Raw genomic sequence first — 22,638 nt, forward strand, 5'->3', positions numbered from 1 at the left:
TGAAGCGGGACTTGCCTGGGGTTTAGCCCAGCAGAGTAGCCCAGCCTTCAACTTCATCACCGCCCCACTTGGCTTTCCACTCTTTCAGAGTTTTGTGGTTGCCACCTTTGGTTTCGATGACTTCGCCGTTGTGCGGGTTTTTATATTGCTTGACCTTGCGCGCGCGCTTGGTGCCAGTCGGTTTAACTGCGCCACGAGCGGACTTGCCAACTTTTGCTTCCGGGTCAAGCAGGGCAATGATGTCGCGCAGCGACTTCTGATACTCGCCCATCAGGGTGCGCAGTTTGCCTTCGAATTCCAGCTCGGTTTGCAGTTTGTCGTCTTGGGACAGGTTCTTCAAACGGGCTTGCAGTTCTTTGATGGCTTCTTCTGTGGCACGGTATTCGTTGATCAGGGACATGATGCTTACCTATGTTGAGAGGTGGCAGGGAGACAGTGAAGCAATAATAGTCATGCGCCATGACCAAGTAAACATTAAATAAAAGTTTTATTTGAATTATTTAGAAATATACAGCGTCCTACAAACGGGCGATAACTAGATGCTCTGGCGCAGGCGACAAAGATAGTCATATCGACGCGTTTAATTCCTGACGTGATAAGTCGATCGTGGACGCGACGGTGCAGGGGCGGGAGCGCTGAGATTGCAGGAAGCCCTGTTGCATTTGGTGGTGATCAATCAGTTTGACAGGAATACTGCAGTTTTCCCGCGCAGTCGCTAGAATAGCGGCCTTTGCGAAGTTCTGGAGTTTCCCCCAATGCGCACTTTTCGTCTGGTGATTTCTTGCCCGGACCGTGTCGGCATCGTTGCCAAAGTCAGTAACTTTCTGGCGTCCTATAACGGCTGGATTACCGAAGCGAGCCATCACTCAGACAACCTGAGTGGCTGGTTCTTCATGCGTCACGAAATTCGTGCCGATACGCTGCCCTTCGATCTGGACGCTTTCCGCGAGGCCTTCGCGCCTATCGCTGAAGAGTTTGCAATGGACTGGCGCATCACTGACTCAGCGCAGAAGAAGCGCGTGGTGTTGATGGCAAGTCGCGAGTCGCATTGTCTGGCGGACCTGTTGCACCGCTGGCACAGCGATGAACTGGACTGCGAAATTGCCTGCGTGATTTCCAATCACCAGGATTTGCGCAGCATGGTTGAATGGCATGGCATTCCTTATTACTACGTTCCGGTCAACCCGACTGACAAGGAACCTGCATTTGCCGAGGTGTCGCGTCTGGTCGCTCATCACCAGGCCGACGTAGTGGTGCTGGCGCGTTACATGCAGATTCTGCCGCCGCAACTGTGCCGTGAATATGCGCATCAGGTCATCAATATTCACCACAGCTTCCTGCCATCCTTTGTTGGTGCCAAGCCTTATCACCAGGCCTCTCTGCGGGGGGTGAAGTTGATTGGTGCAACTTGCCATTATGTAACTGAAGAGTTGGATGCTGGCCCGATCATCGAGCAGGATGTAGTGCGTGTCAGCCACAGCGACAGTATTGAAAACATGGTGCGGTTCGGGCGCGACGTGGAAAAAATGGTATTGGCTCGTGGTCTGCGCTATCACCTGGAAGACCGCGTGCTGGTGCATGACAACAAGACGGTAGTGTTCGACTAAGCTCTGCAAATATTGAATCTGCAGGCGCTGTTGAGGGCTGCGAATGGCGGAGTGCCAGATATGCCGCTTTCGCAGCCTGCAGCAGCTCCTACAGAGAATTTATTTCAGTCAGCTTCGCTTGCTTGAGGTATCCGTCATGACCAGTCCTCTCGACAAAGCTACGTCTACAGCGCCCCCAACCTTGGGAGAGGGTTGCCTCAGTCGTTATGACCCGGATGCGTTGACGCCAGAAGACGGTGCCGATTTCGATGGAGCTGCCGAGCTTTGGCGTATTACTCAACTGGAAAAAGAACAGCAACACAGCGACAAGCCCGACGCCTGATTCAGATTTGATTGAAGCGGATCAACTTGTTCAGCAATGGTCGTCCGACCATCAGCAGGAAGATCGGCCCTCCCACCACGAGATAGAAGTAGTAGGTCACGGTGCGCCAGATCAGGATGGCGGCTGCGGCTGTAGATTTGCCTACCATCGGTGCCAGAAGCGCCGCAGACGTCAACTCCGCAGTACCCGCGCCTCCAGGCAGCAGGCTGAATTGCCCGGCTGTCAGCGAGAGCATCTGAATCAGAAACGTCCACGCCCACTGCACGTCGACGCCCAGGCCTAGCAGTGCAAGGTACAGGATGCTGTAGCGCAGCCCCCAATGCAGGCAAGTCAGGACAAACACCGCGATCAGTTTCTGACGGGGCATTTTCCAGGTTTCAGCCAGCGCATCACGGAAATGCAAAACCTTGCGCGCCCAACGAAACCGGGTTGTTTTTTTGGTTTTGAAGCGCTTTAGCACCCGGCCGTTAAACTTGATGACCTGACGATGGAAGCGGGCGAATCCCAGGAACAGGCACAGGCTGCCTACGACAAGCACTGCGCTAAAGCCCAACAGCCATTCCATGCGCTCACTGAGCGTATGGAAGAGTGCATAGAACATGATCCCTACTAATGCGACGAGGAAAAACACCAAGTCGCTGAGTTGGTCTGTGGCGAATACTGCGCTGGCTTTTGCTGGTCTGACGCCATTTCGGGCGAGCACCGCCATCAACGTCAGCGGCCCACCGCTGCCACCGGGCGTTGCGCAATAGGCAAACTCGCTGGCCATAATCAGGCCCAGGCTTTTATTGATTGTCAGTTGGCGTGCGCTTTCACCCAACAGGATCCGCATGCGTAGGGTATTAAGGCCCCAGCAAAGGATGATCATGCCGAACATCACCATCAATAGCGGGAAGGGAAAGCTGCGCAGACGCTGAAAGATATCGCCGCCGCCCAACAGCAAAGGGATCAGCACCGCGGCCAGCAAGCCAATAGCCAACCATGCAATTCGCTTCATTTTTGATGCTCTGCAGCTTGCAACGGTTGAGTCAGCGAGATAAGTGCGGTCATGGGTTGTTGTGTGCCTTGTTCGAGCAAGTGTGTAACGGCATGCCTGATATTACAGGCCGAAACTGCTCTGGATGATCACGGAAAAGTTTAACGTTGACCACCGAATACGACAGATGTTCGTCAGATGGGGTCGACAGTGTGTTGCTGACGCGTTCGCGGCTAAAGCCGTTCCTGCGAACTGCGCCTATCCGGTAGGAGCGAACTTGTTCGCGAAGCATCGGCACAAATGACAGATCAGCATCGCCAGCCAAACCGCCTCGCGAACTGCTCCTGCCAGGGGTTGCATCCTTCCTTCCCGGCTATAGCATTAAGTTTTGCGCTGTTTTCCGGCTAGTGGACCACACTGAGATAACGATCAAGACAGGGTGATGAAATGCCAGACGCTCCGAACATTGTGATAGGTGCCGGTCCCGACGGGCTACCGGTGAGTCAGGCGTTGCGCCTGGGAAATCGCCACGGTTTGGTGGCCGGAGCGACCGGAACCGGCAAAACAGTAACATTGCAACGCTTGGCCGAAGCCTTCAGCGACGCGGGTGTCGCAGTGTTCGCTGCTGATATCAAGGGTGACTTGTGCGGGCTGGGCGCAGCGGGGGCACCGCAAGGCAAGATCGCCGAACGCATTGCTGGCATGCCCTGGCTCAATCACACCCCGAAAAGCTATCCGGTCACGTTGTGGGATATTCACGGGCAATCCGGTCACCCGCTTCGCACCACATTGAGTGAAATGGGGCCGCTATTACTGGGCAGTCTGCTTGAGTTGACGGACAGCCAGCAGGCGGCACTGTATGCGGCTTTCAAGGTGGCGGATCGTGAAGGCTTGCTGCTGCTCGATATCAAGGACCTCAAGGCGTTGCTTAATCACTTGCGGGACAATCCGCAGTTGCTGGGTGAAGACAGCTCCTTGATGACCACGGGTTCAAGCCAGGCGTTACAGCGCCGTCTGGCGGTGCTTGAACAGCAGGGCGCCGAGGCGTTGTTTGGCGAACCCGCCTTACAACTGGAAGACATCCTGCATCCGGCAAGCGACGGGCGAGGGCGTATCCATTTGCTGGATGCCAGTCGTCTGGTGCATGAGGCGCCAAAGGTCTACGCGACTTTCCTTTTGTGGCTGTTAGCCGAGTTGTTCGAGCAACTGCCAGAGCGTGGCGATGCGGACAAACCGATATTGGCGTTGTTTTTCGATGAGGCGCATTTACTCTTTGCCGACACGCCCAAAGCGTTGCAGGACAGGCTTGAGCAAGTGGTGCGGTTGATTCGCTCCAAAGGCGTCGGTGTGTACTTTGTAACCCAGTCACCGGATGACTTGCCCGATCAGGTGCTTGCGCAGCTGGGATTGCGTATCCAGCACGGTTTGCGAGCATTTACGGCCAGGGAGCAGAAGTCTTTGCGCGCTGTGGCAGACGGCTTCCGACCCAATCCGGATATCGACACGCTGGCGGTGCTCACCCAACTCGGTATTGGCGAAGCATTGGTGGGTACCTTGCAGGAAAAGGGTACGCCCGCGATGGTCCAGCAAGTACTGATCGCGCCGCCCCAGTCCCGAATTGGGCCGCTGAGCCCTGCCGAACGATCCAGCCTGATCGCCCAATCGCCTTTGGCTGGACGCTACGACAAGCCGATTGACCGTGAGTCTGCCTATGAAATGCTTGTCGCCCGTAAAGTCACTGCCCCTGAGGCGGAAGACGTGCCCGCAAAAAGTGCCAAGGAGCAGGAGAGCTTCAGTGATATGGCTGGGGAGTTTCTTGGAGGTGTGGCAGGGCAGGCCATGAAAAGCGCCGTACGACAGGCGGCCAACCAGTTAGGGCGGCAGTTGGTGCGGGGGTTGATGGGGTCGTTACTGGGTGGGAGTAAGAAGCGGCGGTAGGTCAGGGATGTTTGTAAACTGCTCCATGTCTCTTGGTTCACAGTTTTTCGCAGCAAACATTGGACTGTAGGAGCGAGCTTGCTCGCGATAACGTTAGCACAGGCGATACATCCATCGACTGACAGACCGAATCTCGAGCAAGCTCGCTCCTACAGTCCAGTATTTGCTTCGCGAGCGCGCGGTGTCAGGTCAGGGGCAACGGGCGACTCCTACAGCAACGCGCCAGCGCGGGTGATGCCCGCGCTGGCGCTTTTTATCAAGCCAGCGCTTTGGAAGCGAGCCAGAACAACCCTGCCGACAGGGCGACGGTGGCTGGCAGGGTCAAGACCCAAGCCAGCAGGATGGTGCGTACGGTGCCGCTCTGCAGGCCACTTTTGTTGGCGACCATGGTGCCCGCAACGCCCGACGACAGAATATGTGTCGTGGAAACCGGCAGGGCGAACACGTTAGCTGCGGCAATGGCGCAAGCCGTCGTGATCTGGGCCGACATGCCTTGTGCGTATGTCATGCCTTGCTTGCCAATCTTCTCGCCGATGGTCAGAACCACACGCTTCCAGCCAACCATGGTGCCGATACCCAATGCCAGGGCTACGGCCAGAATCACCCAGAACGGCGCGTATTCAGTGGTCGCGGTCAGGTCTTTGCGTAGCTTTTCCAGATCCGATTTTTCACGAGGCGCCAGGTTTGGCAGCTTGGCCACTTTGCGCGCAGTGTCATCCAGGCACAGCAAGTAACGGCGTACTTCAATACGGCGCTCAGGCGTCAAGGAGTGGTAGTCGGCAACGCCAGTGAGGTTGTCGAGCAATGCGGCGATGGTGGGTTCGGTTTGTTCTGGATTGCAGCTGGAGCTTTCCGGCAAATCGCCTTTTTCTGCTTTGCCCAGCGCAAGGAATTCGCCCAGTGTGGCGTTGTTGCGCTGATAGAACTGGCTCAGATGCAGGGTCGCATCCTTGGTCCGTTCGATTTGATAGGTGGTGCTGTTCAAATCCAGTACGAACTGGCTTGGCACGATACCGATAAGGACCAGCATGATCAGGCCAATGCCTTTCTGACCATCGTTGGAGCCGTGCACGAAGCTCACCGCCATGGCAGAAATCACCAGAACCAGACGGTTCCAGAATGGCGGATGCTTTTTGTCGTCGAGTTTGCGACGCTGTTCAGGCGTCTTGTGCATTTTCGACAGCGGCCGCCACCATTTCAGCCCTATCAGGACCAGCGCAGCCACCAGGAAACCCGCGAGCGGCGAGAAAACCAGCGAAGCGCCGATGTCGATCGCTTTCTGCCAGTTCACACCATCGGCCAAGGGAATATCGTTGATCAACGCGTTGGCAAGGCCAACACCGAGGATCGAGCCGATCAGCGTATGGGAACTTGATGCCGGAATACCGAAATACCAGGTGCCGAGGTTCCAGGTGATCGCCGCGGCGAGCAACGAGAAGACCATGGCCAGGCCGTGACCGGTGTTGACGTTGATCAGCAACTCAACCGGTAACAAGTGAACGATGGCATAGGCCACGCCGACACCGCCCAGCAGCACACCCAGGAAATTGAATACCCCGGAAAAGAACACGGCCAGATGAGGCGGCATGGCTTTGGTATAAATGACTGTCGCCACCGCGTTTGCGGTGTCATGAAAGCCGTTGATGAACTCGAAGGTGAGGACGAACGCCAGGGCGAGCAACAGGCTCACAAGCACCCAAGCATCTAGTCCGCTGAATAAATCGATCATGAAGGTTTTCTGACCCGGTCTGAAGGGGGCGGGATTATGACAGAAAAAATACAGATCGATGTATCGGCTGCCGACTGGTATCGCCCGATTGTCGAAATTTTATCCTCGGCAAAGCCTCCCCGTTGATAACTCAAGGGGATATTCGCGGCCTGTTCGTGGCTGTCAGGCAAAGGGTTTACCTGTCCTGAATCCTTTTCGACCGGGCGATGGAGGCAGCCCGGTTCGCAAGAGCGGAGAAGTTAGCGCTCTTCGTTCAGGTCTTTTTCCATTTTCTGCAGTTCTTGCTTGAAGGCCTGGTCCAGGATGCTGGCCTTCTTGCGCCAAGGTTTGCGTTCCGGCTCTGGCTGAGCAGCGTAGGTGGTGATCTCACCACCGTAAACATCCTTGTAGCGTTGTTCCTGGCGCTCAAGTTCCGCGCGCAGTTCATCTTTGGTCACGTTGTTACCTGATCAAGTCAAAATTTATCTGGCGATATCGCAAAGCTGCTTTAGCGTTCACACATAACTCGTCCAGGGTGGCGGGAAGGCATATGCCAAACAGCAGGCTGGAGGTGCCATGTTCTGAACATCTTGCGGCTCGCGGCTACGAACACCAGAAAACGTAATTGTCGTAGCGACAGTCGTTTGAGTTACAAGTGCGATGGCTACTTAGGTCGGGATCTGTTCGCGAGGATAACGATGCGGCAGCACTGCTACAGTGCGTCGATCCTGTGGTATGCCCTGAGCATGGCGCCCGGTACTGCAACCATTGCGAATCGTTATTACCGACCAAGTGACAGACACTATCTCCAAGAACTTCGAATCAGTCAACTATATGTGAGGCTGTTTATCAAAAGTCTTCCGGACTGGAGTTTTTCTTGTACGACTGTTCTGAAGTTTCAGTGAGTGACATGCGACGAAACTTCAATGTAGGAAATATTGACAGCCCTAGACAGATTTCTGGCGACATAGTTCGTAGGAAGTGCGAGGACTGTGCGATGCGAGCGGTATTTGTGACAGAGAGGCGCATGGGAAGTATGCAAAACTGCAATTTGTGGCGTTTCGATATCATGCGTATCGAAACGATGCAGGAAATAAAAACGGCCTCGCTTCATGGGCAAGGCCGTACCTTGGACTTCTCGTGGGTACCTGACCAGTATTTCCAAGAAGCCACTTAAGGCTATGCAAAGGTATAAGTATCTTTGTGATGGGTCAATTGCGATTATCGGCCAGTCGTTCGATAATCGCACGAAGCGGCCTGAGCGTTTTCGCCTAAAAAGCGTGAAAGCTGCGAACCATATGGCCTGAGAGGTTTTCCCGAGGTAGTGGCAATGAATGATGAACTACGAAATTCTTTTGCTTCGTTAGCCCCGCCTATTGTGGCGTCACCCGCCAAGCGGATTCAGGCGTTAACCGGAGACCCGGATTTCATGACTTCGCTGGCCAGAGGGTTGGCAGTGATTCATGCCTTTCAGGAGCGCAAACGGCATCTGACCATTGCGCAAATCAGTCACCGTACGGAGATTCCTCGCGCGGCTGTCCGACGTTGCCTGCTGACTTTGATCAAGCTGGGATATGCGACGACAGACGGTCGGACTTATTCGCTGCTGCCCAAAGTTCTGACCCTGGGGCACGCTTATCTGTCATCGACGCCGTTGGCCGTTTCCTCCCAACCCTATCTGGACCGGATGAGTGACCAGTTGCATGAGGCTTGCAACATGGCGACTCTGGAAGGGGAGGACATTCTGTACATCGCTCGTTCCGCGACGACTCAGCGACTGATTTCGGTCGATCTTTCCGTGGGCGGTCGATTGCCTGCCTATTGCACCTCCATGGGCCGTATCCTGCTCTCGGCACTGGATGATGTTTCGCTGCGCGAGTATCTGGATCATGTTGACCTGCAGCCCAAAACCAGCCGAACAATCCGCACGACTGATGCGTTGCTTGAATGCCTTCAGCAGGTTCGTCAACAAGGCTGGTGTATTGTCGATCAGGAACTGGAGCAAGGGTTGCGATCCATTGCGGTACCGGTCTACGACGCGTCGGGTCAGGTACTTGCCGCACTGAATGTCAGTACCAGTGCGGGGCGTGTTGCCAGAAGTGAGCTGGAGCAGCGCTTTCTGCCTATCATGCTGGATGCAAGCAGAGATCTGAGCACTCAGCTGTTCACCTGACGGACGCTGAATTTGTGCGATTAACGAACGAATAATCGATTATCGGATTGTTTGGCCTCAGGCCCCGGCATAACCTCGAGTCCATTCCAGCGTAGTCCATCTGCGCTGTTCATTGGATGTAATTTGAGTTCGGGAGCACCTCATGGCTGAAATTCTTTCTCTACGCGACGCCGTGAAGCAATTCGTCAACGATGGCGACACCGTTGCGCTGGAAGGCTTCACCCATTTGATCCCCACGGCTGCAGGCCACGAAATTATTCGCCAGGGCAAGAAAGATCTGACCCTGGTGCGCATGACGCCGGACCTGATCTACGACCAGCTCATCGGTGCGGGTTGTGCCAAACGTCTGATTTTTTCGTGGGGCGGAAACCCTGGAGTGGGCTCGTTGCACCGCCTGCGCGACGCGGTTGAAAAGCAGTGGCCACACTCGATGGAAATCGAAGAACACAGTCACGCCGATCTGGCCAACGCTTACGTTGCCGGTGCATCGGGCCTGCCGTTCGCGGTCCTGCGCGCCTACGCCGGTTCCGACCTGCCAAAGGTCAATCCATTGATCAAGACCGTGACTTGCCCGTTTACCGGGGAGGTCCTCGCGGCGGTGCCGGCGGTGCGTCCCGATGTGACAGTGATTCATGCGCAGAAGGCCGATCGCAAAGGCAACGTGCTGCTGTGGGGCATCCTCGGTGTGCAGAAAGAGGCGGCGCTGGCAGCCAAGCGCTGCATCGTCACCGTGGAAGAGATCGTCGATGACCTCAATGCGCCGATGAACGCTTGCGTTCTGCCCACCTGGGCGTTGAGTGCGGTGTGCCATGTGCCTGGTGGCGCGCATCCGTCCTACGCTCACGGTTATTACGAGCGCGACAACCGTTTCTATCAGGCTTGGGACCCGATTGCCCGTGACCGTGAGACCTTTAGCGCCTGGATCAAGGAATATATTCAGGGCACAGCAGATTTCAGCGAGTTCCAGAGCAAGTTGGCCAGCGCTTCGGAGGCAAAATAATGACTTACACCACCAGTGAAATGATGACTGTGGCGGCGGCTCGTCGTCTGCGTAATGGCGCTGTTTGCTTTGTCGGTATCGGCTTGCCTTCCAAAGCAGCGAATCTCGCCCGTCTCACTTCGTCGCCGGATGTCGTGTTGATTTACGAGTCAGGCCCTATTGGCGCCAAACCGACGGTACTGCCGCTGTCCATCGGAGACGGTGAGCTGGCGGAAACTGCTGACACGGTGGTATCCACCAGTGAAATTTTCCGTTACTGGCTACAGGGCGGCCGGGTGGACGTCGGGTTTCTTGGTGCCGCACAGGTGGACCGTTTCGGTAACATCAACACGACTGTGGTGGGGGATTACAACAACCCGAAAGTCCGTTTGCCAGGCGCAGGCGGCGCGCCGGAAATCGCAGGATCGGCCAAACAAGTGCTGATCATCCTCAAGCAATCGGCCAGGGCCTTCGTGAACAAACTGGATTTCATGACTTCAGTGGGGCATGGCGAAGGCGGCGATTCACGCAAGCGCCTTGGATTGCCTGGCGCTGGACCGGTGGGGATTATTACTGATCTTTGCATCATGGAGCCGGAAGAGGGCACGAACGAGTTCATCGTCACAACACTGCACCCTGGCGTGACCCGTGAGCAGGTCATCGCGGCTACCGGTTGGGAAGTGCGTTTTGCCGACAACGTCGAGTACTCCGCCGAACCAAGCGAAACCGAGCTGAGCGCGTTGCGTGATCTGGAGGCCCGAACCGCTAAAGCGCATGGCCAAGCACCGGGAGAAGCATGATGCGTGACGTTTTCATCTGCGATGCAATTCGCACTCCGATTGGTCGATTTGGCGGTGGGTTATCCAGCGTTCGTGCTGATGACCTTGCGGCAGTGCCGATCAAAGCGCTGATCGAGCGCAATCCTTCGGTGAACTGGAACGAAGTGGATGAGGTGTTTTTCGGTTGCGCTAACCAAGCAGGCGAGGATAACCGCAACGTTGCGCGTATGGCAGCGTTGCTGGCGGGGCTGCCGGAGACGATTCCTGGCGTCACCCTCAATCGTCTTTGCGCCTCAGGTATGGATGCGATTGGCACGGCATTTCGTGCGATTGCCGCTGGCGAGATGGAGTTGGCAATTGCCGGGGGCGTTGAGTCGATGTCCCGTGCGCCCTTTGTCATGGGCAAAGCCGACGCCGCGTACTCGCGCAATATGAAGCTGGAGGACACCACTATCGGCTGGCGCTTCATCAATCCGTTGATGAAAGAGCAGTACGGTGTCGATTCCATGCCACAGACCGGCGATAACGTCGCCGATGAATTCAAGATTTCTCGGGCCGATCAGGACGCTTTCGCCCTGCGCAGTCAGCAGCGCACCGCCGCTGCTCAGGCTGCGGGCTTTTTTAAAGAAGAAATCACGCCCGTGCGAGTCGCCCACAAGAAAGGCGAGACGGTCGTGGAGCAGGATGAGCATCCGCGTGCCGACACCAGCCTGGAAACCCTTACGAAGCTGAAACCGGTCAACGGTCCAGACAAGACGGTCACTGCTGGTAACGCGTCCGGCGTCAACGACGGCGCTGCCGCGTTGATCCTGGCGTCGGCAGAGGCTGTCAAAAAGCACGGTTTGACACCGCGCGCTCGGATTCTAGGCATGGCCAGCGCCGGTGTTGCACCTCGCGTCATGGGGATAGGTCCGGTGCCAGCCGTCCGCAAGCTGGTTGAGCGACTGGGTCTGGCCGTCAGCGATTTTGATGTGATCGAGCTCAACGAAGCCTTTGCCAGCCAGGGGCTTGCCGTCTTGCGTGAGCTTGGGCTGGCCGACGATGCGCCGCAGGTGAATCCAAATGGTGGCGCAATTGCTTTGGGACACCCATTGGGCATGAGCGGTGCGCGACTGGTGCTGACCGCGCTGCACCAACTGGAAAAAAGCGGCGGCCGTCGAGGACTGGCGACCATGTGCGTGGGCGTAGGGCAGGGGCTTGCGTTGGCGATTGAGCGATGAGTGATTCGTAGGGCAGGCCAGTTAAGAGCGTAAAGCGCTGCGCGGCGAACATAGCGAGTTGTCCATTGCATCAAAGCGCTCTTGAGGTCGGTTTCGCCTTGACGGTCGACCCCCTTTGTTTCGGCAAAGGGGGGAAACCATTTACCGCTGACGTACGGCCCCCGCTTCGCAGGGGTTCCTTCGCTCCGGCACCGTGGTGTGGGCACGCGCCGACGGGCCATCCTTGGCCCAGCGGCCCACACCACGGCACCTCCACTCAGCCTCCCGACGCTCGATTCGCGGTGTTCGCACTTTCTTTGGACGAAAAGCTCTCCGAAGATGAATGCTTTCGTTAAGTATTTAGAGGATTGGAGCAAATAGTGGAGATTGATCATTCCGAGCCCAGGGTGGACCGCAGCGTCAATCGATCCACGTGACCTTCCTGACATGGAATTCCATAAAGCTGTTTGTTGTCCCAAAACATGTTACAGGTTATGTCCTGGATGACTGTTCAGCTTTAATGGGGAAAAAATAATGACAACCACGCATTACACGGGTGAAGAACGCAGCAAAAGGATCTTTGCGATTGTCGGTGCCTCCTCAGGCAACCTGGTCGAATGGTTCGACTTCTACGTTTACGCCTTCTGCGCCATCTACTTCGCTCCCGCCTTCTTTCCTTCCGATGACCCCACCGTTCAATTGCTCAACACCGCAGGTGTGTTTGCTGCAGGGTTCCTGATGCGGCCTATCGGTGGCTGGTTGTTTGGCCGGGTCGCTGACAAGCATGGTCGTAAAAACTCGATGATGATCGCCGTCCTGATGATGTGCGGCGGCTCGTTGATGATCGCGTGTTTGCCTACTTACGCGACGATTGGTGTCTGGGCACCCGCATTGCTGCTACTGGCGCGCCTCATTCAAGGGCTCTCGGTGGGCGGTGAGTACGGCACCACGGCGACTTACATGAGTGAAGTGGCACTGCGCGGACAGCGTGGTTTCTTCGCCTCGTTCCAGTACGTGACCTTGATTGGTGGTCAGTTATTGGCAGTGTTGACTGTGGTGATCATGCAGCAGTTTCTCAGCACTGAAGAGCTGCGTGCCTACGGCTGGCGGATTCCGTTTGTGATCGGTGCCGTTGCTGCGCTGATCTCCCTGTTTCTGCGTCGTTCACTTGAAGAAACCACCACCGCTGAAATGCGTCAGGACAAGGATGCTGGCAGCATTGGTGCGCTGTTTCGTGATCACAAGGCAGCGTTTATCACTGTGCTGGGTTACACCGCAGGCGGCTCGCTGATTTTCTACACCTTTACCACTTACATGCAGAAGTACCTGGTAAATACAGGCGGCATGGACCCCAAAACCGCCAGTTACATCATGACCGGCGCACTGTTCCTGTACATGTGCATGCAGCCCTTGTTCGGCATGCTGGCGGACAAGATCGGGCGTCGTAACTCAATGTTGTGGTTCGGTGCGCTGGGTACGCTGTGCACGGTGCCGATCCTGATGACCTTGAAAACCACGACTAATCCATTCCTGGCATTCCTGTTGATCACCTTCGCCTTGGCGATCGTCAGCTTCTATACCTCAATCAGCGGCCTAGTGAAGGCTGAGATGTTCCCGCCGCAGGTCCGTGCGTTGGGCGTAGGGCTAGCCTATGCAGTGGCTAACGCGGTGTTCGGTGGTTCGGCGGAATACGTTGCGCTGAGTCTGAAGAATCAGGGCGTGGAGAATAACTTCTACTGGTACGTGACGATCATGATGGCGGTCGCATTCCTGTTCAGTCTGCGTTTGCCGAAACAACCGGCTTACTTGCATCACGATCACTGATTGATTGCTTTATCTACGGCAATAAAAAACCCACCGATGAGGTGGGTTTTTTATGTGAGTCGCTTATCAGAACAGCTGAACTGTCGGCTTCTCTTTATCTATCGGTTTGGCCTGCCCGGTTTGCTCGTACCAGCCACCGCCGAGGGCCTTGTACAGGTTGACCTCGCTGGTGAGCTGGGAGAGACGGTCGGTGATCAGCGATTGTTGCGCACTGAACAGCGAGCGTTGAGCATCCAGGAAGGTCAGGTTGCTGTCGATCCCGATCCGGTAGCGGCGCTCGGCCAGACGGTAGTAGTCCTGGTTGGCGTTGACGAAATCACGCTGGGCTTGCAACTGCTCGTTGTAAGTCTTGCGAGAGGCCAGGCCGTCAGAGACTTCCTGGAAGGCGGTTTGAATCGCCTTCTCGTAGTTGGCGACGCTGATCTCTTTCTGGATTTTCGAGTAATCCAGGCTGGCACGCAGGCTACCGGCGTTGAAGATCGGGATGTTGATGCTTGGCTGGAACAGCCAGGTACCCGAACCGCCTTTGAACAGGCCGGAAAGGTCCGGGCTGATCGTACCGGCATTGGCCGTCAGGCTGATGCTTGGGAAGAACGCAGCACGGGCCGCGCCGATATTGGCGTTGGCAGCTTGCAGGGTGTGCTCGGCTTGCAGAATGTCCGGACGACGCTGCAGCAGATCCGAAGGCAGGCCAGCTGGCAACGTGCTCAGCAGGTCGGCGCTCAGAGGCTGAGCGGGCGGCAGGTTGTCCGGCAGGTTAGTGCCGAGCAGCAAGGTCAAGTTGTTCTGATCCTGAGCAACCTGGCGCTGATAGCGGGCCAGCGCAACCTTGGCGCTTTCCACCGAGGTGCGTGCCTGACTCAGATCCAGCGCCGAAGAAACGCCCACTTCGTTGCTGCGGGAAGTCAGACGCAGACTTTCCTCGTAGGTCTTGAGTGTTTCTTCTGTCAGCTTGAGCAGTTCCTTGTCCGCCTGCCAGGTCAGATAGGCGTTGGCGACGTTGGCCACCAGGCTGATCTGCGTGCTGCGACGGGCTTCTTCACTGGAGAAGTACGTCTGCAAGGCTTGCTCGCTCAGGCTGCGAACCCGACCGAACAGATCCAGCTCGTAGGCACTGACGCCCAGCGTGGCCGAATACTGGCTGCTGATGCCTGATTGGCCAGTGGTCGACATATCGGCTGGCAAGCGCTGACGGCTGCCGCTGCCATCGGCAGAAACAGCCGGGAACAGATCGGCACGCTGGATGCGGTATTGCGCACGGTAAGCGTCGATATTCAGCGCCGCGACACGCAGGTCGCGGTTATTGACCAGAGCAGTCTGGATCAGTTGTTGCAGGGCCGGATCATGGAAAAACTGACGCCAGCCCTGTTCGGCTGCCGCGACATTCGCCGCTTCGGTCGGCGAGTAGGCCGGTCCTTGCGGGTACTGCGCCGCGACCGGAGCCGCAGGTTGTTTGTATTCAGGGATCAACGAGCAACCACTGAGGATGACCGCAGTGACTGCCAGGGAGATCAGGGACTTGCTCATTGGCCAGCCTCATCATGTGATGTTTGTTTCTCGTGTTCCTTGTCGTATTTGCTCTTGAACATCGACGACACGGCAACGTAGAACATAGGGACCCAGAAAATTGCCAGGACGGTGGCGGTGATCATACCGCCGATTACGCCCGTACCGATTGCGTGCTGGCTACCTGAACCGGCACCGGTGGAGATCGCCAGCGGCACTACGCCGAGGATGAACGCCATGGAGGTCATGATGATCGGGCGCAGACGCATGCGGCAGGCTTCCATCGCCGCGTCCACCAGACTCTTGCCCTGTTCATGCAGCTCTTTGGCGAACTCGACAATCAGGATCGCATTCTTCGCCGCCAGACCGATCGTCGTCAACAAGCCAACCTGGAAGAACACGTCGTTGGACAGGCCTCTCAGACTGGTTGCCATAAGGGCACCGATGATACCCAACGGTACAACGAGCATGACCGCGATCGGAATCGACCAGCTTTCATACAGTGCTGCCAGACAGAGGAACACCACCAGCATCGACAGGGCATACAGCGCAGGCGCCTGGGAGCCGGACAAACGTTCTTCGAAGGACAGACCGGTAAATGCGTAACCGATACCCGCTGGCAGTTTCTTGGCAATCGCTTCGACTTCCGCCATCGCCTGACCGGAGCTGTAGCCCGGAGCAGGAGTACCGAGGACTTCCATCGCCGCTACACCGTTGTAACGCGAGAGCTTTGGCGAACCGTAGATCCATTTGCCGCTGGCAATAGCCGACAGAGGCACCATGGTCCCTGCGTCGTTACGCACATACCATTTGCCCAGATCTTCAGGGGTCATGCGGCTGGCCGCTTCACCCTGCACGTACACTTTCTTGACCCGACCGCGGTCGATGAAGTCGTTGACGTAGCTGCCACCCAGCGCGATAGACAAGGTCTGGTTGATGTTCGACAAGGTGATGCCCAGGGCACTGGCCTTTTCGTCATCGACAGTGAGCTCGTACTGCGGCTCATCGCCCAGACCGTTCGGACGTACGCCTGCAAGAATCTTGCTTTGCGCCGCCATGCCGAGGAACTGGTTACGCGCTTCCAGCAGTTTCTCGTGGCCTACGCCACCCTGATCCTGAAGGTAAACGTCGAAACCGGTAGCGTTACCCAGTTCGAGTACCGAAGGTGGAACAACTGCATACACCATGGCGTCACGGAAGCTGGCGAAGTGTGCCTGAGCCCGTTGAGCAATTTTGAAAACGGTATTTTCCGAGTCACGCTCGTCCCACGGTTTGAGCATGACGAACGCAAGGCCCGAGCTCTGACCACGACCGGCAAAGTTGAAGCCGTTAACGCTGAACACCGAGTTCACGCCGTTGCCTTCACCGTTTTCCTTGTCGAGCAGGAAGGTACGCATCTCGTCGATGACTTTCTGCGTACGCTCGGCGGACGAGCCCGCAGGGGTCTGAACCTGAGCGAAAATCACGCCTTGGTCTTCTTCCGGCAGGAACGCGCTCGGGATGCGGGTGAACAGGAAGATCATGCCCGCAACGATGAGTAGATACACGCCGAATGCTGGCAGCTTGTGAGTCACCATGCGTTTCACGCCGCGCTCGTAGCTGTCTACGCCACGATCAAAAGTACGGTTGAACCAGCCGAAGAAGCCTTTTTTGGGTTGGCCGTGTTTTTCCGGGTCGATCGGCTTGAGCATGGTGGCGCAGAGCGCCGGGGTAAAAATCAGGGCAACCAGAACCGACAGGGCCATCGCAGAAACAATGGTGATCGAGAACTGTTTGTAAATAACCCCTGTAGAACCGCCGAAGAACGCCATTGGCAGCAGTACCGCCGAGAGCACCATGGCGATACCCACCAGTGCGCCCTGGATCTGCCCCATGGATTTCTTGGTCGCCTCTTTGGGCGATAAGTGCTCTTCGGCCATGACCCGTTCGACGTTTTCGACCACCACAATGGCGTCGTCCACCAAGAGTCCGATGGCCAGAATCATGCCGAACATGGTCAGGGTGTTAATCGTGAAACCGAACGCCGCGAGGATGCCGAAGGTGCCCAGCAATACCACCGGAACCGTCATCGTCGTAATCACGGTGGCGCGGAAGTTTTGCAGGAACAGGTACATCACCAGGAACACCAGCACGATCGCTTCGATCAGGGTGTGAACAACCCCGGAGATCGATTCGGTTACGGTCGGTGTGGTGTCGTACGGGTAAACCACTTTCATACCAGCCGGGAAGAAAGGTTCCAGGTTGGCGACAGTGGCGCGAATGGCCTTGGCAGTGTCCAGAGCGTTGGCGCCGGAAGCCAGCTTGATCGCCATACCTGAAGCCGGCTTGCCGTTGAACTGAGCGTCGATGCTGTAGTTCTGGCCACCCAGCCCGATACGGGCGACGTCGTGCAGGCGTACTTGCGAGCCGTCGGTGTTGACCTTGAGCAGGATGTTGCCGAACTGCTCAGGGGTTTGCAGACGAGTCTTGCCGATGATTGTGGCGTTCAGCTGGGTGCCAGGCAGGGCAGGGAGACCGCCCAACTGGCCGGTGGCGATCTGAACGTTCTGTGCAGAAATCGCCGTACTCACATCAACCGGTGTCAGCTGGAAGTTGTTGAGTTTGGCCGGGTCCAGCCAGATACGCATGGCGTACTGCGAACCGAACACCTGGAAGTCGCCCACACCTGAGGTCCGGGAAATCGGGTCCTGGATGTTGGAGACGATGTAGTTGGACAAGTCTTCCCGGGTCAGACCGCTGCCGTCTTCGGCAACCAGACCGATTACCAGCAGGAAGTTCTTCACTGACTTGGTAACGCGCAGGCCCTGTTGCTGTACTTCTTGCGGCAGCAGCGGGGTCGCCAGGTTGAGCTTGTTCTGGACCTGAACCTGAGCGGTATCCGGGTTGGTACCCTGGTTGAAGGTCACAGTGATGGTCATGCTGCCGTCGGAGTTACTGTCCGAAGAAACATAACGCAGGTTATCAATACCGTTGAGCTGTTGCTCAATGATCTGAACCACGGTGTCTTGCACAGTCTGCGCCGAAGCACCTGGGTAGGTAACCTGGATATCAATAGCTGTAGGTGCAATGGCCGGGTATTGGTTGATCGGTAGTTTCAGGATCGAAAGCGTACCCACCAGCATGATCACCAGGGCTAATACCCAGGCGAAAATGGGGCGGTCGATAAAGAATTTAGACATCGGTTACTCACCTTTGCCAGTGGCGGCAGGGGCGGACTGGGCTGGCGTGAGGTTGGTCGCTTCCTTGACCGTCACTTCTGCGCCTGGCTTGACGAATTGCAGACCTTCAGTGATTACGCGATCACCCGGTTCCAGACCTTTCTCGATCAACCAGTAAGCACCAGCAGTGCGGTTGGCGATGAGTTCACGCTGTTCAACCTTGTTGTCTTTGTTGACCACCAGGGCAGACGGCTTGCCGCGCATGTCACGGGTCACGCCTTGCTGTGGAGCAAGGATGGCTTCGCTTTTCATGCCAGCCTGCAACTGAGCGTGAACAAACATACCTGGCAACAGGGTGTGATCAGGGTTCGGGAACACTGCGCGCAGGGTCACGGAGCCTGTCGCCTGATCTACCGAGACTTCGGAGAATTCCAGTTTGCCCGGCTTGCTGTATTCGCTGCCATCTTCAAGGGTCAGCTTGACCGACGCCGCGTTGTCACCTGCCTTTTGCAGCTTGCCGGTTTCCAGGTCGCGACGCAGTTTGAGCATCTCGGTGGACGACTGGGTCACGTCAACGTAGATCGGGTCCAGTTGCTGGATCGTCGCCATGGCATTGGTCTGGCCGCTGGTAACCAGTGCGCCTTCGGTCACATCGGAGCGTCCGATACGGCCGGAGATCGGTGCCAGTACCTTGGTGTAGCGCAGGTTGATCTGAGCAGTCTGCAGAGTGGCCTGGGCTTCCTGGCTGGAGGCCAGAGCGGTGTCGTACTCCTGACGGCTTACCGCTTGCTCGTTGACCAACTGCTTGTAGCGGTCAGCCAGAGACTTCGCCGATTGCAGGGTCGCTTTTGCGCTATTGGCAGTGGCTTCGTAAAGCGCCGGGTCAATCTGATACAGCTGCTGGCCGGCTTTGACATCGCCGCCTTCCGTAAACAGACGCTTGAGAATGATGCCGTTGACCTGTGGCCTAACTTCGGCAATGCGGTAAGCCGTGGTACGGCCCGGCAGCTCGGAAGTCAGGGTGTAGGGTTGAGCTTTGATGGTCACGACGCCGACCTGAGGAGGTGCAGCTGCAGGAGCTGCGGCTTCTTCCTTTTTACTGCATCCACTGAGCAGTGTTGCCAGGGCGACGGCAGTGACCAGTACGGTAACAGCTGGCTTGAATTGCATGAAGATCCTCGGGTCAGGAGCCTGGGTGCTCAAGAAAAGTGAAAGGGTGTGAAAAATTCTGGCTGGATAAGTAGTAGGCTAATGAATATACTTACATTCACGGTTGTTTGTAAATACCCTATCCTTTGCCGCGAAGCCGCGCAGGGCGGGGATTGCAGGTTCGGGACAAGGCGATACAAATGCCGCCCGGTGTTGCTTCAGAGCCACATGATTCGTGGCGTGGAGCATTTTCAATGAGGTTTTAATGCCATGGTCCGTCGTACCAAAGAGGAAGCTCAGGTTACCCGTAGCCAAATTCTCGAGGCCGCTGAAAAAGCGTTCTACGAGAGAGGTGTTGCGCGTACGACTCTGGCGGACATTGCAGCCTTGGCGGGTGTGACACGCGGCGCTATTTACTGGCATTTCAGCAACAAAGCTGATCTGGTGCAGGCGATGCTCGACAGCATCCAGGAGCCTCTGGAAGAGATGGCCAGGGCGAGCGAAAGCGAAGACGAAGTCGACCCATTGGGTTGCATGAAAAAATTGCTCGTTCATTTGTTTCATGAAATTACACTGGACCCAAAAACGCGTCGAATTAACGAGATCTTGTTTCATAAATGCGAATTCACCGATGAAATGTGCGACTTTCGCCAACAACGCCAGGTTAATGCACTCGAGTGCAACGACCGTATCGGCTTGGCACTGAGCAATGCGGTCCGCAAAGGCCAGTTGCCTGCTGACCTGGATACTGTCCGCGCTTCCATCGCCCTGCATGCTTATATAGACGGCATGCTCGGTCAGTGGCTGCTGGTTCCGGACAGCTACTCGCTCAACGACAGGGCCGAAAAATGGGTGGATGCCGGGCTGGACATGCTGCGCCTAAGTCCCGCGCTGCGCACCTGAAACTTCTTTCAGAATATCCCTGCCTTGCGCCCTGCACATCTATATCGAAGTATGCAGTGACTGCCCAGTCAGTTTACCGACTGCTTACAAATGTGTCGCAATGCCACTATGACTGCGAGTGATCGAAAGCGTTCGGCAGAGGCTATTTTTGTAGGATTTGAGTAGGACACTTCTTGAAGTGTGTAGCTGATTTCCCAAAGTGGTTTTCCCGTATTGTTCCCGCTGGCAACTCCCTTCACTCTTCCGTCGCATTCTTGTTTATGGATGACCGGGAGAATAAAAACGTGTTGCAAACCGTATCTGAAGCATCAGGAATTCTGGGAAGGCTCAAGTGTCAGGCCAATCAGTTGCTGGTCGACGCTGCACAGTGCAGACCTGCCGCCCGACTTGGGCTGATGACAACGTTGTACTTCAAGCAAGGCCATACGGCGCAGACCCGGCAACGGATCGAAGCGTGCTTTACGCACTTTTACGAGACGTTTCGGCCCGCTCTGGAGTGGCAGTCTTACCAGCGACTTCGAAAGTTGTCCCCCAGCAGCTTCTCCATCTGCCGACGGCAGGTGCTTGAAAGCTCACCTGACCAGCCGCTGTTATGGTCGATTTCCAGTGCCCGGCCAGTCGAGGCCGCGACTCATTGCATGTCGGTGATGGCGCCTCCTCAGAGCCAGGCGGCCACCGATCACTCTTGTCTGAAAATGCTCCTGCCATGGACCGTCCTGATGGACAGGGACGGGGCCAAAACGTATGAGGGGTGGATCAAGTACCTGTGCAATCAGACCCAGGCCGACCACGGCTATGGCAGTCTCGTGTGTGTCTTGCCGGGTGATGGTCTGCGATACCTGCCTTTGGAGTACCAGCTGGCTCAACGTTATGTTGGCTTGATGGTGGATGCCGGGCCTCATATGGAAAGCTTGCGATTGCTGGACCGGATCAAGGGCGTCAGTTGGTACAGCGTTCTGGGCAACCGCTTTGTTCAGCAGTTGGGAGGCAGCGACCGGTTGCGCAGTGTGCTAAGTGCCAACAGCGATGTGGTTTTTCACACTTACGAAAGCGGTCTTATGATTCGTGCGGGTGTCCTGCCGATGCTGGGAGGCAAGGGAGAAGGGCCGTCGAGTGCCTATATGGCGGTCAACAAGGTACTCAGGCCTGTCCGGGTGCAGGATACCGGATGCCTGCACCCTTGCCCTGGGCGCGGCATTGGTTTTACGGAGCAGTCCACTGCCCAGTGGTATGCACGCTTCGATGAAAAACCCATGGCCTCGGTACGTGCCGGTCAACCTTGCCCGCAGACCGGGCACTGGTTCAGCAGCGCCATGGCGCGCTCTCGCCGTTTCTTCAATAAAGGTGAAGTCATGCCCGCTTTCGAGCACCTCAAAGCAGATCGAACCCAGTGGTTCTGGACTGATTTCAGCGGGTAACAGAACGGCGGCGCTCACCTCTTCTTTATGAATGATTCTTCATCATCCGGCGTTTGGCTAAGCTCTGCGCAGACTTATAAAAAAGAGGGTCCTGTCATGCAGCTTTCGCCACGACGTATCGGTGTTGTCCTGGGGTTTCTATGTTCCGCCTGGCTTGGCCAGGCCGGGGCGGGCGTTGAGAGCCCGGAACAGGGGCCTGCTGCCAAGGCGCTGCTGGAGAAGGCAGTGGCGCGCTACCAGCAGGCCGGGGACAAGTCATTTGCCGAGTTCAGCCGTCAGGGCGAGTTCGTTGACGGGGAGCGCTACGTGTTTGTCGTCGACACTCATGGCGTCATGCTCGCCAGCGGCGGTCCCTCGGTGGTGCTGATCGGTCGGGATGTATCTCAGGTACTTGAGCCGGATCTGCAAAAGGCGTTCAAGGAGGTTTTGCAAACCCCTGAGAGCAAGGGTGTGCAGCAGGCCGAATACCGCTGGCATAACTGGGCTGACGGCAAGGTTGAGCGCAAGCGTGTTTACTTCCAGCGTGTTGGCGAGCGGATCCTCGCGGTGGGTTATTACGTTCCCCGGGCTTCGCCTGAGCAAGCCAGGGTATTGCTGGATAAGGCTGTCGGTGAGCTGAATCGTGACCAAAAGGGCACACTCAGTGCGATCAATAGCCTGCGAGGCGGCTTTTTGCAGGATGACCTCTATGTGTTCGTTGTCGATCTGACCAGTAAGCGTTATGTGGCACACGGTACTAACCTGCGACTGATTAACACTGACTTTCGCAAGGTAAAAGACCCTGAGGGCAAACCTGTGGGTGAGCCGATGCTGGCCTTGATTGAAAAACAGGACGCCGCTGAATACGAGTACCGCTGGCGCAACCCGGTAACCGGCAAGGTGGAGAACAAGCATGCGTACGCGCGCAAGGTCGGGAATTACCTGGTGGCGGTGGGGTATTACAGCAAGTAGATCTTGTGGGAGCAGAGCTTGCATCGCGATGCAGTGTTTCAGATAACA

At 56.4% G+C, this 22,638-nt stretch carries 18 protein-coding genes; 11 read left to right on the plus strand and 7 right to left on the minus strand.

Going from position 1 to position 22,638, the window contains the following annotated elements; all coding sequences use genetic code 11:
• Positions 1–22: 22 nt before the first annotated feature.
• Positions 23–400, minus strand: coding sequence for a histone-like nucleoid-structuring protein MvaT (mvaT, locus tag ACYASS_RS11215; RefSeq protein WP_087264785.1), 378 nt, complete (start codon positions 398–400; stop codon positions 23–25).
• A gap of 355 nt (positions 401–755) precedes the next feature.
• On the opposite strand from mvaT, the gene purU reads away from it, so the two are divergent.
• Complete coding sequence (gene purU, locus ACYASS_RS11220; RefSeq protein ID WP_243246514.1) at positions 756–1,607, plus strand: formyltetrahydrofolate deformylase; 852 nt, start codon at positions 756–758, stop codon at positions 1,605–1,607.
• A gap of 136 nt (positions 1,608–1,743) precedes the next feature.
• Entirely contained in the window at positions 1,744–1,929 is a 186-nt protein-coding gene (locus ACYASS_RS11225; RefSeq protein WP_243246505.1) for a hypothetical protein, read from the plus strand.
• A 1-nt stretch (position 1,930) separates the two neighbouring features.
• Here the strand turns inward: ACYASS_RS11225 and ACYASS_RS11230 are convergent, their stop codons facing one another.
• Entirely contained in the window at positions 1,931–2,926 is a 996-nt protein-coding gene (locus tag ACYASS_RS11230) for a lysylphosphatidylglycerol synthase transmembrane domain-containing protein (protein WP_463586154.1), read from the minus strand.
• Between the two features lie 426 nt (positions 2,927–3,352).
• On the opposite strand from ACYASS_RS11230, the gene ACYASS_RS11235 reads away from it, so the two are divergent.
• Positions 3,353–4,843: a helicase HerA-like domain-containing protein gene (locus ACYASS_RS11235; protein WP_463586155.1), complete on the plus strand. Its 1,491-nt coding sequence runs from the start codon at positions 3,353–3,355 to the stop codon at positions 4,841–4,843.
• 256 nt (positions 4,844–5,099) lie between these two features.
• Here ACYASS_RS11235 and ACYASS_RS11240 read toward each other — a convergent pair whose 3' ends face one another.
• Entirely contained in the window at positions 5,100–6,572 is a 1,473-nt protein-coding gene (locus ACYASS_RS11240) for an inorganic phosphate transporter (protein ID WP_243246494.1), read from the minus strand.
• A 239-nt stretch (positions 6,573–6,811) separates the two neighbouring features.
• A complete protein-coding gene (locus tag ACYASS_RS11245) occupies positions 6,812–7,009 on the minus strand; it encodes a hypothetical protein (RefSeq protein WP_122665522.1) in 198 nt (65 codons plus the stop codon).
• Between the two features lie 872 nt (positions 7,010–7,881).
• Between ACYASS_RS11245 and pcaR the strand changes: the two genes are divergently transcribed.
• The 5 genes from pcaR (at position 7,882) to ACYASS_RS11270 (ending at position 13,505) form a co-directional block, all read left to right on the plus strand.
• Complete coding sequence (gene pcaR, locus ACYASS_RS11250) at positions 7,882–8,724, plus strand: pca regulon transcriptional regulator PcaR (RefSeq protein WP_243246491.1); 843 nt, start codon at positions 7,882–7,884, stop codon at positions 8,722–8,724.
• A 142-nt stretch (positions 8,725–8,866) separates the two neighbouring features.
• Positions 8,867–9,724: a CoA transferase subunit A gene (locus ACYASS_RS11255; RefSeq protein ID WP_463586156.1), complete on the plus strand. Its 858-nt coding sequence runs from the start codon at positions 8,867–8,869 to the stop codon at positions 9,722–9,724.
• Positions 9,724–10,503 carry a CoA-transferase subunit beta gene (locus ACYASS_RS11260; protein WP_463586157.1) on the plus strand — a complete coding sequence of 260 codons (780 nt, stop codon included), beginning with the start codon at positions 9,724–9,726 and terminating at the stop codon, positions 10,501–10,503. Before ACYASS_RS11255 ends, ACYASS_RS11260 begins: the two co-directional genes overlap by 1 nt.
• On the plus strand, positions 10,500–11,702 hold the full coding sequence (pcaF, locus tag ACYASS_RS11265; protein WP_463586158.1) for a 3-oxoadipyl-CoA thiolase: 1,203 nt from the start codon (positions 10,500–10,502) through the stop codon (positions 11,700–11,702). The genes ACYASS_RS11260 and pcaF overlap by 4 nt, the downstream gene beginning before the upstream one ends.
• A 513-nt stretch (positions 11,703–12,215) precedes the next feature.
• Positions 12,216–13,505, plus strand: coding sequence for an MFS family transporter (locus tag ACYASS_RS11270; protein WP_243246485.1), 1,290 nt, complete (start codon positions 12,216–12,218; stop codon positions 13,503–13,505).
• Positions 13,506–13,571: 66 nt separating this feature from the next.
• Here ACYASS_RS11270 and adeC read toward each other — a convergent pair whose 3' ends face one another.
• Genes adeC through ACYASS_RS11285 form a run of 3 tightly spaced genes read right to left on the minus strand, consistent with a single transcriptional unit; the run spans position 13,572 to position 19,339 of the window.
• The gene (gene adeC / locus ACYASS_RS11275; protein ID WP_243246483.1) at positions 13,572–15,032 is read right to left on the minus strand and encodes an AdeC/AdeK/OprM family multidrug efflux complex outer membrane factor; all 1,461 of its coding nucleotides are present in this window, start codon (positions 15,030–15,032) and stop codon (positions 13,572–13,574) included.
• Entirely contained in the window at positions 15,029–18,190 is a 3,162-nt protein-coding gene (locus ACYASS_RS11280) for an efflux RND transporter permease subunit (protein WP_243246482.1), read from the minus strand. The genes adeC and ACYASS_RS11280 overlap by 4 nt, the downstream gene beginning before the upstream one ends.
• A gap of 3 nt (positions 18,191–18,193) precedes the next feature.
• Positions 18,194–19,339 carry an efflux RND transporter periplasmic adaptor subunit gene (locus tag ACYASS_RS11285; RefSeq protein WP_463586159.1) on the minus strand — a complete coding sequence of 382 codons (1,146 nt, stop codon included), beginning with the start codon at positions 19,337–19,339 and terminating at the stop codon, positions 18,194–18,196.
• Between the two features lie 249 nt (positions 19,340–19,588).
• Here ACYASS_RS11285 and ACYASS_RS11290 point away from each other — a divergent pair, with 249 nt between their 5' ends.
• The 3 genes from ACYASS_RS11290 (at position 19,589) to ACYASS_RS11300 (ending at position 22,590) form a co-directional block, all read left to right on the plus strand.
• Positions 19,589–20,221, plus strand: a complete 633-nt coding sequence (locus ACYASS_RS11290) for a TetR family transcriptional regulator (RefSeq protein ID WP_463586160.1) — start codon at positions 19,589–19,591, stop codon at positions 20,219–20,221.
• Between the two features lie 284 nt (positions 20,222–20,505).
• Positions 20,506–21,639 carry a type VI immunity family protein gene (locus tag ACYASS_RS11295; protein ID WP_463586161.1) on the plus strand — a complete coding sequence of 378 codons (1,134 nt, stop codon included), beginning with the start codon at positions 20,506–20,508 and terminating at the stop codon, positions 21,637–21,639.
• Between the two features lie 96 nt (positions 21,640–21,735).
• Positions 21,736–22,590, plus strand: coding sequence for a cache domain-containing protein (locus ACYASS_RS11300; protein ID WP_463586162.1), 855 nt, complete (start codon positions 21,736–21,738; stop codon positions 22,588–22,590).
• Positions 22,591–22,638: the final 48 nt, after the last annotated feature.

This window comes from Pseudomonas sp. HP_14, from assembly GCF_055283875.1.